Annotated in this window: 15 protein-coding genes; 7 read left to right on the top strand and 8 right to left on the bottom strand. The window is 59.6% G+C overall.

Going from position 1 to position 16,823, the window contains the following annotated elements; genetic code table 11:
• Positions 1-229 precede the first annotated feature (229 nt).
• The 4 genes from BN1130_RS05730 (at position 230) to yidZ (ending at position 5,510) form a co-directional block, all read left to right on the top strand.
• On the top strand, positions 230-1,660 hold the full coding sequence (locus tag BN1130_RS05730; RefSeq protein WP_042040822.1) for an alanine/glycine:cation symporter family protein: 1,431 nt from the start codon (positions 230-232) through the stop codon (positions 1,658-1,660).
• Positions 1,661-1,913: 253 nt separating this feature from the next.
• Positions 1,914-3,080: an FOX/MOX family class C beta-lactamase gene (gene ampC, locus BN1130_RS05725; protein WP_042040821.1), complete on the top strand. Its 1,167-nt coding sequence runs from the start codon at positions 1,914-1,916 to the stop codon at positions 3,078-3,080.
• 274 nt (positions 3,081-3,354) lie between these two features.
• Positions 3,355-4,572 (top strand): MFS transporter, encoded by a 1,218-nt coding sequence (locus BN1130_RS05720; protein WP_232301932.1) that lies wholly within the window; start codon positions 3,355-3,357, stop codon positions 4,570-4,572.
• Positions 4,545-5,510 carry an HTH-type transcriptional regulator YidZ gene (gene yidZ, locus BN1130_RS05715; RefSeq protein ID WP_042040820.1) on the top strand — a complete coding sequence of 322 codons (966 nt, stop codon included), beginning with the start codon at positions 4,545-4,547 and terminating at the stop codon, positions 5,508-5,510. The genes BN1130_RS05720 and yidZ overlap by 28 nt, the downstream gene beginning before the upstream one ends.
• A 126-nt stretch (positions 5,511-5,636) precedes the next feature.
• On the opposite strand, the gene ruvX is transcribed toward yidZ, so the two are convergent.
• From ruvX to metK, 7 genes are all read right to left on the bottom strand, one after another.
• Positions 5,637-6,062 carry a Holliday junction resolvase RuvX gene (ruvX, locus tag BN1130_RS05710; protein ID WP_042040819.1) on the bottom strand — a complete coding sequence of 142 codons (426 nt, stop codon included), beginning with the start codon at positions 6,060-6,062 and terminating at the stop codon, positions 5,637-5,639.
• A gap of 33 nt (positions 6,063-6,095) precedes the next feature.
• On the bottom strand, positions 6,096-6,650 hold the full coding sequence (locus BN1130_RS05705) for a YqgE/AlgH family protein (RefSeq protein WP_042040818.1): 555 nt from the start codon (positions 6,648-6,650) through the stop codon (positions 6,096-6,098).
• Between the two features lie 313 nt (positions 6,651-6,963).
• The gene (gene gshB, locus BN1130_RS05700; protein WP_042040817.1) at positions 6,964-7,914 is read right to left on the bottom strand and encodes a glutathione synthase; all 951 of its coding nucleotides are present in this window, start codon (positions 7,912-7,914) and stop codon (positions 6,964-6,966) included.
• 121 nt (positions 7,915-8,035) lie between these two features.
• Positions 8,036-8,767, bottom strand: coding sequence for a 16S rRNA (uracil(1498)-N(3))-methyltransferase (rsmE, locus tag BN1130_RS05695; protein WP_042040816.1), 732 nt, complete (start codon positions 8,765-8,767; stop codon positions 8,036-8,038).
• 95 nt (positions 8,768-8,862) lie between these two features.
• Positions 8,863-9,546 carry an endonuclease gene (locus BN1130_RS05690; RefSeq protein ID WP_042040815.1) on the bottom strand — a complete coding sequence of 228 codons (684 nt, stop codon included), beginning with the start codon at positions 9,544-9,546 and terminating at the stop codon, positions 8,863-8,865.
• Between the two features lie 68 nt (positions 9,547-9,614).
• Positions 9,615-10,133, bottom strand: a complete 519-nt coding sequence (locus BN1130_RS05685) for a SprT family zinc-dependent metalloprotease (protein WP_042040814.1) — start codon at positions 10,131-10,133, stop codon at positions 9,615-9,617.
• A gap of 149 nt (positions 10,134-10,282) precedes the next feature.
• Positions 10,283-11,434 carry a methionine adenosyltransferase gene (gene metK / locus BN1130_RS05680; protein WP_042040813.1) on the bottom strand — a complete coding sequence of 384 codons (1,152 nt, stop codon included), beginning with the start codon at positions 11,432-11,434 and terminating at the stop codon, positions 10,283-10,285.
• Between the two features lie 375 nt (positions 11,435-11,809).
• On the opposite strand from metK, the gene tkt reads away from it, so the two are divergent.
• Both tkt and BN1130_RS22155 read left to right on the top strand, forming a co-directional pair.
• Positions 11,810-13,801 carry a transketolase gene (gene tkt, locus BN1130_RS05675; RefSeq protein ID WP_042040812.1) on the top strand — a complete coding sequence of 664 codons (1,992 nt, stop codon included), beginning with the start codon at positions 11,810-11,812 and terminating at the stop codon, positions 13,799-13,801.
• 149 nt (positions 13,802-13,950) lie between these two features.
• On the top strand, positions 13,951-14,526 hold the full coding sequence (locus BN1130_RS22155; RefSeq protein WP_157013913.1) for a hypothetical protein: 576 nt from the start codon (positions 13,951-13,953) through the stop codon (positions 14,524-14,526).
• A gap of 108 nt (positions 14,527-14,634) precedes the next feature.
• On the opposite strand, the gene BN1130_RS05670 is transcribed toward BN1130_RS22155, so the two are convergent.
• Entirely contained in the window at positions 14,635-15,900 is a 1,266-nt protein-coding gene (locus BN1130_RS05670) for a RidA family protein (RefSeq protein ID WP_042040811.1), read from the bottom strand.
• Between the two features lie 407 nt (positions 15,901-16,307).
• Here BN1130_RS05670 and BN1130_RS22150 point away from each other — a divergent pair, with 407 nt between their 5' ends.
• Positions 16,308-16,628 carry a hypothetical protein gene (locus tag BN1130_RS22150; RefSeq protein ID WP_157013912.1) on the top strand — a complete coding sequence of 107 codons (321 nt, stop codon included), beginning with the start codon at positions 16,308-16,310 and terminating at the stop codon, positions 16,626-16,628.
• Positions 16,629-16,823 lie beyond the last annotated feature (195 nt).

The raw sequence follows: 16,823 nt of genomic DNA, 5'->3' as shown, positions 1-16,823 counted from the left end.
AATATGCCCAGATTGGGTATGGATTATTGTTTTTGTTGAATGTTTGCTGAATAACTGCGGTTTTTCGGCCTGGTATCGTTCACTTATTGTGATCGGGGTGACGGGGATCACTATTCTGAACCTGCCCGCTATGCTAGATTCCGCCCCTTTAGCAGAAAGCTAATGCGGCAACATACAGCAAAGCGGTCAGCGCAGACTGGCCATGGATGTGAATAACAACGAGAGAATTATGGATACCTTGATAGCGCTACTGAACGACCTGATGTGGGGAGCCGTGCTCATCTACCTGCTGATTGGGGTCGGCATCTTCTTCACTGTCCGCCTGGGGTTTATCCAGGTGCGCCACTTTGGCCACATGTTCTCGGTACTACGCAACAGCCGTAAATCCGACCAGGCCGGCATCTCCTCCTTCCAGGCACTCTGTACCAGTCTGGCCGCCCGCGTGGGGACAGGTAATCTGGCCGGTGTCGCCGTTGCCATCTATCTGGGGGGCCCGGGCGCCATCTTCTGGATGTGGCTGATTGCCTTCATCGGCATGGCGACCGCCTTCGTCGAGAGCACCCTGGCTCAGCTCTACAAGGTCAAGGATGAGGATGGCAACTACCGAGGGGGCCCCGCCTATTACATGGAGCGTGGCCTTGGCATGCGCTGGATGGGGGTGCTCTTCTCCCTCTGCCTGCTGCTGGCCTTCGGTCTGGTATTCAATGCCGTGCAAGCCAACTCCATCAGTCTGGCCATGAACGTGGCGTTTGGCATTCCTGACTGGATGAGTGGCATCGTCCTGGTGCTGCTGGCGGGTCTTATCATCTTCGGCGGCATTCGCGGCATCGCCCGCTTCGCCGAACTGGTCGTGCCCTTCATGGCCTTGGCCTACATACTACTGGCCCTGGTCATTGTCGCGATGAACATCACCGAGCTGCCCGGTGTGTTTGCCCTCATCTTCAAGTCTGCCTTTGGCATAGAGCAGGCCGGATCCGGTGCCATGGGGTATGCCATCTCCCAGGCGATGATCAACGGCATCAAGCGTGGTCTCTTCTCCAACGAGGCTGGTATGGGGTCTGCCCCCAACGCCGCCGCGACCGCCACCCCCTATCCGCCGCACCCGGCCTCCCAGGGTTATGTGCAGATGCTGGGGGTCTTCATGGACACCATCGTCATCTGTACCTGTACTGCCGCCATCATCCTGATGTCCGGTCAGTTCGAGCCGGGTTCTGGCATCACGGGGGTCGAGTTGACCCAGCGGGCACTCTCGTCCCAGATTGGCAGCTCGGGCAATATCTTCATTGCCACCGCCATCTTCTTCTTTGCCTTTACCTCGATCGTGGCGAACTACTCCTACGCCGAGACCAACCTCATCTTCCTGGAGCACAACCACAAGGGCGGCCTGCTGTTTTTCCGTCTGCTGGTGCTTGGCATGGTGATGTTTGGCTCTGTGGGTGAGCTGCCGACCGTGTGGGCCCTGGCGGATGTCTCCATGGGCTTCATGGCCATCGTCAACCTGGTCGCCATACTCCTGCTCTCCGGGGTCGCCATCAAGTTGGCCAAGGATTACAACGATCAGCTCAAATTGGGCAAGGTGCCGACCTTCGATGCCAACAAGTACCCGGAGATCCGCAGCCAACTGGAGGCGGGGATCTGGGATACGCCGGTCAAGAAGTAACACCGCACACCAGACCGATAGCAAGAGGGGAGCCAATGGCTCCCTTTTTTATGGATTGAGGGCGGGGAAGTGGGTCAGGGCGGGAGAGGCGCAGACCAGAAGGTTTCGGAGCGACTGGCCCGCAGTGAGATTATCCGGCGCGACTTCACCCAGACTTCACATGACCTCATCACCAGCACATGCTGCTCGCCTATGTTGGTCTCACTGTGCGCCATGACGGCGACCTGCCGATAAACAAGAGGATGAAGACACAATGCAACAACGACAGCGGATTAACTGGGTGGCAGCGAGCACGCTGTTGTGGGTCGGTCTGGCCCAGGCTGGCAGCGCAGCCACCGACATTCAAGCCGATACCCTGAACAAGTTGGTCGATGCCAACATTCAACCCCTGCTCAAAGAGCAGAGGATCCCCGGCATGGCGGTCGCCGTGCTAAAAGGGGGCAAGGCGCACTATTTCAACTATGGGGTGGCTGATCGGGCAAGCGGGGCCAAGGTCAGCGAGCAGACCTTGTTCGAGATTGGCTCGGTCAGCAAGACTCTTACGGCAACGCTTGGGGCTTATGCCGTGGTGAAGGGAGGGATCAAACTGGACGACAAGGTGAGCCAGCATGCGCCCTGGCTGCAAGGCTCGGTATTTGACGGCATCACCATGGCTGAGCTTGGCACCTACAGCGCCGGGGGCCTGCCGCTGCAGCTCCCGGACGAGGTGAATTCGACCGACAGCATGCAGGCTTACTACCGCCACTGGTCACCTCCGTATCAGGGGGGAACCCATCGCCAGTACTCCAACCCCAGCATAGGTCTGTTCGGCCATCTGGCGGCGAGTAGCCTGGGCCAGCCCTTCGAGCAGTTGATGAGCCAGACTCTGCTGCCCAAGCTAGGTCTCGAGCATACCTATCTCACCGTGCCCGAGGCTGCCATGGCGAATTATGCCTATGGCTACGCCAAGGATGACAAACCGATCAGGGTCAATCCGGGGATGCTGGCGGCAGAGGCCTATGGCATCAAGACCGGCTCGGCCGATCTGCTGGCCTTTGTGCGGGCGAACATGGTGTATCAGGGGGATAGCGAGGTCAAAAAGGCGATAGAGCTGACCCACACCGGTTTCTACTCGGTGGGGAAGATGACCCAGGGGTTGGGATGGGAGATGTATGAATACCCGCTGAGCCTGGAGACATTGCAGGGGGGGAACAGTGCCGAGATGGTCCTCAAGCCTCATCCCGTGAGCCCTGTCACCAAGCCGGCCGTGGCGGGGGGCAGTGTGCTGTTCAACAAGACGGGTTCCACCAATGGCTTCGGCGCCTATGTGGCTTTCGTGCCTGCCAGGGGGATTGGCATCGTCATGCTGGCCAATCGCAACTACCCCAACGAAGCCCGGGTCAAGGCGGCCCACGCCATCCTGAGCCAGCTGGGCGAGTGACAGCTCGGCCCCGTTGATTGACATGAGTACGCCGGGATAGCCCGGCGTACTTTTTGGTGTTGCCCGGCACAGTCACGGATCACCTGATGGCCCCAATGGCTTGCCCCCCGCCACCTAATTTCCAAACTGGAATCTACCGATCGCCATCTCGTCACTAGGTGCGAGCGGGCGCCCCTCCTATAGTGCTGCCCATATTCAACCTGTCCCCCCTGCTCCCGCCACCGACGCTGGTTGGCATGGTCTGCGTGGGCTGGCCTTTCGCAATGGAGCATCCATGGGCATTTTCCTGCTGTGCACTTTCCTGATGATCATCCTCTACCCGGTCGGGATCGATCTCTATCTGGTGGCAGTGCCCCAGATTGCCGATGCCCTGCAGGCGAGCGAGGCGCAGATCCACACCGCCTTCTCCATCTACCTGTTCGGCATGGCGGCCACTGTGCTGCTGGGGGGGATCATTGCCGATCGCCATGGACGGCGTTGGGTGGTGCTGGGAGGCGCCCTGATTTTTGTCCTCGCCTCCCTGGTGGCGGCCAATGCGGTGGGGATCCGCCAGTTCTATCTCGGCCGTTTCTGGCAGGGGGTCGGGGCGGGGGCGCTCTACATCATGACCTTTACCGTGCTGCGGGATGTGCTGAGCCAGGCGCGGCTGGCGATGGCGCTCTCCATGATAAACGGGGTGATCTGTGTCATCCCTGTGCTGGCGCCTGTGCTCGGTTATCTCATCCTGTCGCATTTCGACTGGCGCGGGATCTTTGTGGCGATGGCGTTGCTGGCCGCCGTCAGCGGTCTGGTCAACCTGCTGCTGCTCAGGGAGACTCGCCCGGCCCGCCAGCAGAGTGGCGCTACCCGGCCAATGGCCCTGCTGGGCTCCCCGCGCTTCATGCTGCACTCGCTTCTGACCAGTGCCAGCGTGACCGCCATCCTGGTCTATGTCAGCGTCTCGCCGCTGATCCTGATGCAGGGGCTTGGCTTCACCACTGAGCAGTACTCCATAGTGATGATGGTGATGGCCGGGGTGAGCATGTCCACTTCCTTCCTGACCCCGCTGCTGCTGCGCTGGCTGGGCAAGCACAGGGTGCTGGCGCTCTCCCATCTGGCCTACCTGCTGGCGGCCTGCCTCCTGCTCGGCAGCTGGCAGCTGGCAGCTGGGGGGCGACATCCCCTTGCTGCTGCCGGGCTTTGCCCTGGTCTGCATCGGCTTCTCCTGCGGCTTCGGGGGGGCGATGGGGGAGGCGCTGGCGGAGTGTCAGCACCATGCGGCATTTGCCAGCGCACTGCTCTGCATCATGCAGATCAGCCTCTCCGGCTTCTATATCTGGCTGCTGGGCCAGCTTGGCGTGGCCCCATCCTTGATGCTGATCTCTGCCCTGCTGTTGACCCTGCTCAGTTACCTGGCCGTCAAAGGGCTGCTACCATGGCTCGCGCTGCGCGAAGCGCGGTCGCGGGGATAAGGGGAGAGGAAAGATGCGCAACCTGGGTGAACTGGATTTGAACCTGCTGGTGGTCTTCAAGCACCTGATGCAGGAGCGCAGCGTGACAGGGGCGGCCAAGAAGCTCTGCGTCACCCCCTCGGCGGTGAGCAAGGCGCTCGCCAAGCTGCGGGACTGGTTTGACGATCCCCTCCTGGTGCGGGTGCGTCAGGGGCTGCAGCCGACCCAGCTCTCCCTGACCCTGGAGGAGGAGCTCAAGGCCTGGTTCCTGCTGACGGACAGCATCATTTCCCTTAACAGCGAGGCGATCCCCGAGGGGGCCCGCTTCAGCCTGGTGATGGAGTCCCCCTTCAGCACCAGCTTCCTGAGCGAGCTGCCCATGACCATCTACCAGAAGTATCCCCACTCTGTGGTCAGGATGCTGGGGTGGGATCATCACTCCCTCAACGACATAGTCAACGGGGATGCGGATCTCGGCTTCTGCGCCCGGGAGACCCACGGTCGCTCCCAGGCCAGGGTCAACCGGCTGCCCTATTACATCGATCACGAGGTACTGTTCAGCGACAGGCCCGTGGTGTTCCTGCGTAAAGATCACCCCCTGCTCCAGCAGACCTGGTCCCTGGAGAACTTCCTGGCCTGTCCCCAGGTAAGCGTGGTGTGGGAGGCCAGCGACAGCTGGGCGCTGGACGATCTGCTGGAGGACGAGGGGCAGAGGCGGGAGGTGCCCATCATGGTGGCGAGTTTCGAGCAGGCCCTGCACATCGCCTCCCAGTCGAGCCATGAGCTGATCGCGGTGGCGCCGTCCTATTGCGCCGGCTATGCCGCCAGGCACCACGACAACCTGATCGCCATGCCTCTGCCGCTGGCCGAGGCGCTCTATCAGCAACTGGAGATCGCCTTCATCTTGTTGTGGCATAAACGCCACAACCAGGATGCCAAGGTGATGTGGTTGCGCAATGAGATCAGAAGGCTCTATAGCGAGGCATCGAAGGGGACATAACGGGCAGGGCACGAGGCATGGCCATGGGCGTTCGCCTGTCTCATGGTCGGGAGCGGGATCAGGCTGGAAACCGCGAGAAAGATGGGGGCGGTGTCGAGGCCAGCGGATATCTGGCCTCGTGTGGCATCAACCGTATTGCTCTTCCATCCAGGCTTCGACGATGAGCTGAGCCGAGACCCCATCCACGCTGCCCTTGTCGAGCGCCTTGTAGCCGCCACGTTCGAACAGACGGGCGCGGGCATCCGTGGTGGTGAGCCGCTCGTCCTTGAACTCGACCGGCTTGCCGAAGCGGCCATGGAGGCGGTTGCCGAACTTGCGGGCCCGCACCGTGATCTCCTGATCGGTACCATCCATATTCAGCGGCAGGCCCACGACCAGCAGATCCGGTTGCCACTCCTTGAGCAGTTTCTCTATCTCGTCCCAGTTGGGCACACCGTCATTGGCCTTGAGGGAGCGCAATGGCTGCGCCGTGCCGGTGAGCTCCTGGCCGATGGCGACCCCTATGCTCTTGGTGCCGTAATCGAAACCCATGATGCTACGCGCTGATGACATGTCTGTTCCTGTGAGGTGGGAGAAGGGCCAGGCTTAGCTGTGCCCTATGTCGCTGGAGAGGTGCAGGGGGTTGACCCCTATGCTGGCGGCGGCTTGCTGCCAGCGCAAATGGGTTGGGGTATCAAACAGCAGGGCCTTGTCCGGTGGTATCACCAGCCAGGCGCTGTCGACCAGCTCCTGCTCGAGCTGACCCGCACTCCAGCCGGCGTAGCCCAGCGCCACCAGATAGTGATCCGGCGCCAGCTCCGTGCCCAGGGTCTCCAAGATGTCCTTGGAGGTGGTGACCATCAGCTCGTCACTGACCTGCAGGCTGGAGTTGAAGCCGGGGCGAAAGCTGTGCAGCACGAAGCCGCGTTCGGCGGCGACCGGCCCGCCCTGCAACACCGGCTGCTTGAGTTCGGGTTTGGGGGGCGGCGTCAGCTTGAGCTGCGCCAGCATGGTATCGAGCGCCATGTCGACGGGGATGTTGACCACCAGCCCCATGGCCCCCTCTGGGCTGTGCTCGCACAGGTAGACGAGGGCACGCTCGAAGTAGGGATCCTTGAGGCTCGGCATGGCGAGCAGAAAATGATTTTGCAGTGTTTGCATGGGTCAAAGAGTGCAAGGCCGAGGTATTTGGGCCAATTATGGCAGCTAGGGCGGGCGGGCAAAACCGCTTTTTTAGTGGGCGGGCTGGAGAGTTGCCATCGGATGAGCCTGATGGGAGCCCTGAAACGGGGGCCAGTTCTTGGTAGAAGAGGCTGCGAAAGCGCTGAGTCATGCCACTTTCCTGGCGGTGGCCACTGCGTGCTTGGCGGTTATCGCCGCGCGGGATCTTCGGCGCTGTGGCGACAAGATGGCAGGCGAAAAAACGAGGGAGCGGGTTGCCCCACTCCCTCGTTGTGTTGCCAACCTGGGCTGATCAGTGGCCCAGGCGACGCTCGATGGCATCCATCAGCATGCCGGTGACGGAGACGTCGAAGGCCGCCTCAATCTCGCGGATGCAGGTCGGGCTGGTGACGTTAATCTCGGTCAGCCGATCGCCGATGATGTCGAGGCCGACGAAGATCAAGCCCTTGGCCTTGAGGGTCGGGCCGACCGCGCGGGCGATGGCCCAGTCCGCCTCGCTCAAGGGGCGCGCCTCACCGCGGCCACCGGCCGCCAGGTTGCCACGGGTCTCCCCTTGGGCCGGGATACGGGCCAGGCAGTAAGGCACCGGCTCACCGTCCACCACCAGTACCCGCTTGTCACCGTCCTTGATGGCGGGCAGGAAGGTCTGCGCCATGCAGTACTGGCTGCCATGTTCGGTGAGGGTCTCGATGATGACGCCGACGTTGGCATCGTCCTCCTTCATGCGGAAGATGGAGGCGCCTCCCATGCCGTCCAGCGGCTTCAGGATCACGTCCTTGTGCTCGGCGTGGAAGGCGCGCAGCTTGTCGGCGCGACGAGTGACCAGCGTGGTCGGGGTGTTCTCGGCGAACCAGGCGGTGTAGAGCTTCTCGTTGGCATCGCGCAGGCTCTGGGGCTTGTTGACGATGAGGCTACCCTCGTCCTCGGCCCGCTCCAGCATGTAGGTGGCGTAGATGAATTCGGTGTCGAACGGCGGATCCTTGCGCATCAATATCACATTGAGCTCGCTGAGCGGCTGATCGACCACCTCGCCCAGTTCATACCACTTGGCCGGGTTCTGATCCACGCGCAGTGGGCGCATGGTGCCAAAGGCGCGCCCGGCCTCCATGTAGAGATCCGCCATCTCCAGATAGAAGAGCTCATAGCCACGGCGCTGGGCTTCCAGCAACATGGCAAAGCTGGAGTCTTTCTTGATGTTGATGGTCGAGATGGGGTCCATCACGATGCCGAGTTTGATGGTCATCCGGAATTCCTTCTGTGGCTCGGTTGGGTTGTAGGGTCGATTAGCGAAGCGTAATCGGCCGTTTAAGGCTGCAATCGTTCGAGGATGCCGCCACGGGGCTTATCGACGCTGCCCGATGGCATTAAGCGAGATCGCCAAACCGGCACTGCAGTGCCGTGATGACGGTCAGGGCCGCGGTTTCGGTGCGCAGCACCCGGGGCCCCAGCAGCATCTCTTTGAAATCTTCCTGCACAGTACGGGCGATCTCGTCGCTGGACAAGCCGCCCTCCGGGCCTATCAGCAGGCGTACGCCGTGCGCAGGGATAGGCAGGGTGCTGATGCTGTACTCGGCGCGCGGGTGCAGGTTGAGCTTGAGCTCCTGGGTCTCTTCTGCCAGCCAGGCATCCAGCTCCATGGGCATACGCACCTCTGGCACCACATTGCGGCCGCACTGCTCGCAGGCACTGATCACCACCTTCTGCCACTGTTCGCGTTTCTTCTCCAGCCGATCGGCGGGCAGTTTGACGCCGCAGCGCTCGGAGAAGAGCGGGGTGATGCAGGTGACGCCCAGCTCCACCGATTTCTGGATGGTGAAGTCCATCTTGTCGCCACGGCTGATCACCTGGCCCAGGTGGATGGCCAGAGGCGACTCGATCGAGCGGGCCTCGGCGCTCTCTATGCTCACCTCGAGGGATTTTTTCCCGACGCTGGTGATGAGGGCGTGGTACTGCTGGCCATCGCCGTTGAACAGCTCGATGGCCTGACCGGCCTGCATGCGCAGCACCCGGCCTATGTGATTGGCACCGTCTTCCGACAGGGCGAGGGTCTGGCCAACCTGCAGGGCGGCCGGTTCATAGATACGTGGAATGCGCATGGCTGAGTGTCTGTCTCTTGGCTGATTCAATGAGCGGGATGGCTCTCATCCCGCCCTGTCTGGGAGCAAGGGGACGCCTGCTTCCTTACATGGTGTCATTGGCACTGCTTTTCAATGAAGGGATTGGTGTTGCCCTGCAGCTTGCCGATGCGGCGATTGCGTTCGCACTCCCAGCTATCTGCCGGGTACTGCCTGTCCCAGGCTTCGAACAGTTTACGTTGTTGTGCGGCCAGACGCAGCCCGTGTTGTTTGCTCATATAGAGATAGGCGCGGGCTATCTGGCCCCGTACCGGCCCCTTGGGCGGCTGTACCCGGCGCTCCTTGAAATCCACCAGCATCTGGCACTGGCCATACTGGTTCGGCTTGCCGTTCCAGTCGGAGAAGCGGTAGTTGGCTCTGTCGCCATTCACCTCGCCGATGGCGGGGAAGAGGTTGTGCATGTCCCCCTCCATCTGGTTGAACTCGTCGCTCTTGCCGCAGTTTTTGCGCCCACCCTCCTGCCAGCACTGCAGCTGGTGGCCGAACTCCCAGGCGGGCACCACATGTTCCCACTCGATGCGGGCGGCGCGTTTGGCCTGCTTGCGCGGCTCATAGCCACAGCTGGCCAGATCCGGGCTCATCTGCTTGCCCTGATAGTCGATGTCGCAGCCGCAGTAGAAGCTGGTGGGGTGGGACTGATAGAGGCGATTAAGACTTTGCTTGGCGGTGCGAAAGGTCTGGGCTTGCAACGGCAGGGCCATGAAGAGGGCAAGCAGGATGAACGAGGCGAAACGAGACATGGGCTTCCTTAAGGGGGTCGGGAGTGAGGTTGGCCGCGCCCCTGGCATGGGGGCGACAAGAATGCGACTCAGGGGCGAGTGAGCACCTGCTTACAGCGGCGGCAATGGTAGTTGGCCTCCCCGCGCGCCACCTTGTTATGGCGGCGGATGGAGAGCTGGTGCTGCTGACAGGCACAGGCGTAGGTCACGTTAGGCTGAGCCAGTACGGCGAGATCGAAGCTGTGGGTGGTTCTGGGTTCCAGATTGAAGACCTCCTGCATCACCGATTGCCACTGGCGGCCGTGGGGAAGCACTCGCCCCTTGCCTCGTCCTGCGCCCCACAAGGCATGCACCAGCAGGTGCGCTACCTCATGGGGCACCACCTCATCGAGGAAGGCCTGATAATTGGCCGCAAACAGTGCCGGGTTGAAGCGCAGCTCCCAGGTTTGCAGCCGTGCCGCTCCCGCAGCCCGGCCACGCATGTTGCAGTGGATGTGCGGACGCGGGAACGGGCGCCCCAGTTTCTGCTCGGCTTGACTGAAACAGAGATGGACCCGTTCGGTCAGGGTCTGCTGCATCTGTAGCGGGGTGAGAGTAAGTGCTGACATGGGCAATTGAAGGCTATTCATGCAGGTGAGCGAAAGGGGGCAGTCTACCTCTTGCTCATGCTGACGAAAAGCAGGCAAGGGGTCTGTTCATCAGGATCCCGGCCATGAAAAAGGGGAGCCTGAGCTCCCCTTTCTGATTACCGGCTGGCTTAGAGGCCAGCGGCGGCGCGCAGCAGCTCGGCCTTGTCGGTACGCTCCCAGGGGAACTCTTCGCGACCGAAATGGCCGTAGGCGGCGGTGGCCTTGAAGATGGGGCGCTTGAGATCCAGCATCTCGATGAGGCCGTAGGGGCGCAGTTCGAAGTGCTCGCGCACCAGCGTGACCAGCAGCTCCTCGGAGACCTTGGCGGTGCCGAAGGTTTCGACGCTGATGGAGGTCGGCTCGGCCACGCCGATGGCGTAGGAGACTTGCAGCTCACAGCGGTCGGCCAGACCGGCGGCCACTATGTTCTTGGCGACATAGCGAGCGGCGTAGGCGGCGGAGCGATCCACCTTGGATGGATCCTTGCCGGAGAAGGCGCCACCACCGTGACGGGCCATGCCGCCGTAGGTATCGACGATGATCTTGCGACCGGTCAGACCGCAGTCACCCATGGGGCCGCCGATGACGAAACGGCCGGTCGGGTTGATGAAGAACTTGGTGTTCTTGCTGATCCACTCGGCGGGCAGTACCGGCTTGATGATCTCTTCGCGCACCGCTTCGACCAGATCGGCGTGGCTGATGGAGTCGCAATGCTGGGTGGAGAGCACCACGGCATCGACGCCAAGGATCTTGCCTTCGCTGTCATAGGCGAAGGTGAGCTGGCTCTTGGCATCCGGACGCAGCCAGGGCAGGGTGCCATTCTTGCGCACTTCGGCCTGACGCTTCACCAACAGGTGAGAGTAAGTGATGGGTGCTGGCATCAGCACCTCGGTCTCGTTGGTGGCGTAGCCAAACATCAGGCCCTGGTCACCGGCGCCCTGCTCATAGGGATCGGCACGGTCAACACCCTGGTTGATGTCCGGGGACTGCTTGCCGATGGCGTTGAGCACGGCGCAGGAGTCGGCATCGAAGCCCATGTCGGAGTGGGTGTAGCCAATCTCGCGCACGGTATCGCGCACGATCTGCTCGATGTCGACCCAGGCAGAAGTGGTTACTTCGCCGCCAACCAGTACCATGCCTGTCTTGACCAGGGTCTCACAGGCGACACGGGCCATGGGATCCTGTTCCAGGATGGCATCCAGCACCGCATCGGAGATCTGGTCGGCGATTTTATCGGGATGGCCTTCGGAGACCGACTCGGAAGTAAACAGCTTTGCCATGGAAGCATTCTCAACGCTAGGGGTTATCGCCTTGGCCATAACCGGGTAAAAAGGAGAGTCTTGGTATTTGAGATATCTGCATCGGGACGTCACTCTAGGGACGTCTTTGTAGAGGTATCTCCATCTGGACGTCTATTTTAAAGAGGGGGGAGGGTGATTGCCAGCACTATTTTGGTTTGGTGCCAGCTGTGGCCAGCCTTACCCATAAAGGGTTGCAAATGGCCGCAACGCGAATCGTTTGCCGGGGCAAGAAAAGCGACTGCGCTCCCAAAGCCACTTTATTCGCCCAGATAATATTTGCACCTCGCCCGCCCTGCTGGGACAATAACGCGCCTTAATCTTGGCCATCAAATGAAGCAATCGCAGGAGATACAGATGCCTTCTCGTAAAGAGCTTGCCAATGCCATTCGCGCATTGAGTATGGATGCCGTACAAAAAGCCAACTCCGGTCACCCGGGCGCCCCCATGGGAATGGCAGATATCGCCGAAGTGCTGTGGCGTGGCCACCTCAAGCACAACCCGAACAACCCCAAGTGGGCCGACCGCGACCGTTTCGTGCTGTCCAACGGCCACGGCTCCATGCTGATTTACTCCCTGCTGCATCTCTCCGGTTACGACCTCACCATCGAGGATCTGAAAAACTTCCGCCAACTGCACTCTCGCACCCCGGGTCACCCTGAGTACGGTTATGCCCCTGGCATCGAAACCACCACTGGCCCGCTGGGTCAGGGCATCACCAATGCCGTGGGCATGGCGATCGCTGAAAAATCCATGGCCGAGCAGTTCAACCAGCCGGGTCACGACATCGTCGACCATTACACCTACGCCTTCATGGGCGACGGCTGCCTGATGGAAGGTATCTCCCACGAGGCTTGCTCCCTGGCCGGTACCCTGCAGCTTGGCAAACTGATCGCGTTCTGGGATGACAACGGCATCTCCATCGACGGTCACGTGGAAGGCTGGTTCACCGATGACACCCCCAAGCGTTTCGAAGCCTACGGCTGGCACGTCATCCCGGCCGTTGACGGTCACAGCCCGGAAGCCATCAATGCCGCCATCGAAGCCGCCAAGGCCGAGACCGGCAAGCCGACCCTGATCTGCTGCCGCACCATCATTGGCTACGGCTCCCCGAACAAGTCCGGCTCCCACGATTGCCACGGCGCACCGCTGGGCAACGACGAGATCGCCGCCGCCCGTGCCTTCCTGAAGTGGGATCACGCGCCCTTCGTCATCCCGTCCGAGATCGCCGCCGAGTGGAATGCCCAGGAGAAAGGCACCAAGCTCGAATCCGACTGGGCTGCCAAGTTTGCCGCCTATGAAGCCGCTCACCCGACCCTGGCAAGCGAATTCAAGCGCCGTACCGCAGGCGAGCTGCCAGCCAACTGGGCCGCTGAATCCGCCAAGATCATCGAAACCCTGCAAGCCAACCCGGCCAAGATAGCGACCCGTAAAGCGTCCCAGAACTCCCTGGAAGCCTTCGGCAAGCTGCTGCCCGAGTTCATGGGTGGTTCCGCCGATCTGGCGCCGTCCAACCTGACCATGTGGTCCGGCTCCAAGTCTCTGACTCCCGAGAGCGCGGCAGGCAACTACATCCATTACGGTGTGCGCGAGTTCGCCATGTCCGCCATCATGAACGGCATCGCCCTGCACGGTGGTTTCATCCCCTACGGCGCCACCTTCCTGATGTTCATGGAGTACGCCCGTAACGCCCTGCGCATGGCCGCCCTGATGAAGCAGCGCGCCATCTTCGTTTACACCCACGACTCCATCGGTCTGGGTGAAGATGGCCCGACTCACCAGCCGGTAGAGCAGATAGCCTCCCTGCGTCTGACTCCGAACATGAGCACCTGGCGCCCCTGTGATCAGGTTGAATCCGCCATCGCCTGGAAGCACGCCATCGAGCGTATGGACGGCCCGACTGCGCTGATCTTCTCTCGTCAGAACCTGCCCCAGATGGACCGCACCGCCCAGCAATTGGCCGATACCGCCAAGGGTGGTTATGTGCTGAAAGATTGCGCCGGTACTCCGGAGCTGATCCTGATCGCCACCGGTTCCGAAGTGGAGCTGGCCGTGGCCGCCTATGAGCAGCTGACCGCCAAGGGCCGCGCCGTGCGCGTGGTTTCCCTGCCGGCCACCGACGTGTTCGACGCACAAAGCGCCGAGTACAAGGAGTCTGTCCTGCCGTCTTCCGTCACCAAGCGCGTGGCCATCGAAGCGGGCATCGCCGACTACTGGTACAAGTACGTGGGCTTTGGCGGCAAGATCATAGGTATGACCACCTTCGGTGAGTCCGCCCCGGCCGAGCTGCTGTTCAAGGAATTCGGCTTTACCGTGGAAAACGTGGTCGCGACCGCAGAGTCCCTGTAATTGCTGATTGCTTGGTACTGAATTGAAAAGCGCCTCCCTATGGAGGCGTTTTTTTGTTGAACAACCTTTGACTGAAGAAACTGTGAGTAGCAGGATGTGAATTATTATTTTTTGAATAGGGTTTACTGGTAAAAATAGGGAGCATCTCTTTGAATAATCAATTAAAGCAAAGGGTTTCACGATATATAAGTAAATCATCAAATTTAGAATGGCCTGAAAATATAGTTGATTTTAATAATCATAGTTTTATTGTTAATGGAATAAAACCCCTTATCCAAGTTCAAGACGATATCGAATCAGCATTTGTTTGGTGTTGGTCAATAAAAGACCTGCTTATAGCTGAGTTAATAAATATAAACCCAAGTATTAACAAAGAAATGCTTGAAAGTGAAATTAACAAGCATAGCTGTTTGACATATTGTTCTGATATAGCAAATGGTCTAAAGCACGGTGGGCTTAGAAAAAGCCGTAGTGGGAATTTTGCTCAGCTTTCAGTTGTACAAAGCATCTTGGTTAATTCTGAATTAATCTCAGTTATTTATCGGTTGGAGGGGAGGTATTTTATTGTGCCTAAAGATAGAGGTTGTGTAAAAATTAAAGCCTGTGTAAATGATGAAAATGGACAGTTTTTATTAGATGCATATAAGTGTCTTCATGAATCACTAATCGCATGGGATTATATATATAATAGTTATAACCTCGTAGGTTCGATTAGCGAAGCGTAATCGAACGTTCGCGTTCTTTACGTCGATGCCATAAAAATAATATCTCTTCGTGTTACGTAAAAAGAGACCGACATATAGCCGGTCTCTTTTTGCTATTTAAACCGCCCCTTACACCTGCGGCGGGGTACTTTCCGCATTGGAGAGTACAGCATCCATCTGGATCATGGCGCCGGCGGGCAGTTCGCTCACGCCAATGACGGTGCGGGCGGGCAGATAGCTCGGGAAGTATTTGGCGTAGATGGCGTTTACTGCTTCCAGATCCTCGATGTTCTTCAGCTGGATATTGACCTTGACGATATCGTCCATCCCGTGGCCGATGCTCTCCACGATGGTCTCGATATGGTCGAGGCACTGGGCAGTCTGCTCCTTGATACAGCCAGTCAGCACCTTGCCGGTGGCCATGTCGATCGGCAGCTGCGCAGTCAAGTGGTTGTAGTGGGAGAAGGCGACGCTCTGGCAATGGAGCGGGCTGCGCGGTGCCTTGTCGGTATTGCGGGCGCGGATCACCAGGTTGTGCCTGTCTTCCACCAGCTGGGGCGGGGTGCCGTCACCGTGGGAGATGACCGCATCCATCTGCACCCGGGCACCCAGTGGCAGGGCGGTGGCACTGACCACCGAGCGAGCGGGCAGATAAGCCACGGCGCGGGCGATGGCGGAGTCCGGGAAGAAGGTGCGGTAGACCTCGTTGACGGCCTCCAGATCCGCGAGGCTGGTCAGGTAGACAGTCACCTTGACGATATCGTCAAAGGGCACATCTATGCTCTCCAGCACGTTTTTGATATTGCGCAGGCACTGGGCCGCCTGCTCCTGGATGCCACCGCCGACCAGCTGGCCGGTGGCGGCATCCACCGGCAGCTGGGCACCGATATTGTTGTAGTGAGAGAAGGCAACGGTATGGGTCGAGAGTGCACACTGCGGGGCTTTGTCGCTATTGCGGGCGAGTTTCACTAAGGCGCAGGGTGCCTGGGGGAAGGTGCCTTCGCCGTTGGAGATAAGGGCGTCCATCTGCACCAGGGCATGCATCGGCAGGGCGGCCACGGCGAGCACGGTGCGGGTCGGCACATAGCCCGGGAAAAATTCGCGATAAACGCTGTTGACCGCCTCCAGATCCCCCATGTCTTTCAGGAATATGGTGGCTTTGACCATATCGTCCATCCCGTGGCCGATGCTCTCGACGATGGCCTTGATATTGGTGAGGCACTGTCTGGCCTGCGCCTGGATATCGCCACTCACCAGCTTGCCGGTCTTGGGATCGACGGGCAGTTGCGCCGAAATATTGTTGTAGTGGGAGAAGGCCACGCTCTGGGTGCAGGGGCTCAGATCCTGGGGGGCACTGGGGGTATTTCTGGCTGACTTGATGATGGTACCACTCATGGCGATACTCCTTTCTCTTTATTGATGTAGGGTCAACGCCTTCCTTCCTCGTTTGCCGCACGCCTCGCTTTATTTCGGCAACAGTTGCCCGCTCCCGACGAATGACGACGGGTGATACGGAAAACAGTCATCGCTGTTTCGAGTCTTGCTTCGACGTCGCCTGCGTGGGCGAGCGGCTGATGGAGAAATGGATCGGGTTGATGATTCAGACAGGGGGATTCTATGGGGGGCCGACCAAGGGATGCAAACCAGGATCGTATTTCTATGAGGTGGGTCAATGCTCTGAAATTTAGCTAAAATGCGGTTCAATTCACGATATATAACGGCTGGCCGGGTGTCATAACGCGCCTTATAAGGGAAATGGCCGCAGTGCGTGGGTTTGTCTCGGGCCGTCGTTGATCAATTCTGTGAATAAAGGGTTAATCATCGGCAATATTTTGCTGTTCATGCACCCCAATATGAATGGCTATGCATTTTATGCCCATGAACGGGGCTGTCAGCAACATCAAAAATATGCTAGCCAGTGTCCGTTTTTGACCCTTGAAACAGAGGCGGGAATTATCATTCGCCCAGGCTGCATGGCGACGATGTCATTGACGCAAGCGAGCCGCCGCAATCAACCAATACGGGCTGCATATGACATCCAGATTTATGCAATGAAATTGCAGCGGGAAAAAGAAGGGAAGAGAACAAGGTCGATAACGTCTGCCGGCAGAGCCGGATTATGACAGAGAGGGCGGCATGTGCCGCCCTCTCTGTTCGTGTGCGCTGGTTGCCCGCTCAGGCGGGATAGAGGGCATCGAGTACCGCCGGGTGGCTGTGGCACCGGAGCTCGAATAAGGGCAGGTTGCCCGGTTTGATAAACGGGGCCGGGATGACAGTCGGCTACCCCTATTGCCCCTCTCGGCCCTTCAGGCGGGATA

This window comes from Aeromonas rivuli, from assembly GCF_000820045.1.
GTDB lineage: Bacteria > Pseudomonadota > Gammaproteobacteria > Enterobacterales > Aeromonadaceae > Aeromonas > Aeromonas rivuli.
This window is presented reverse-complemented; position numbering and strand designations above follow the sequence as displayed.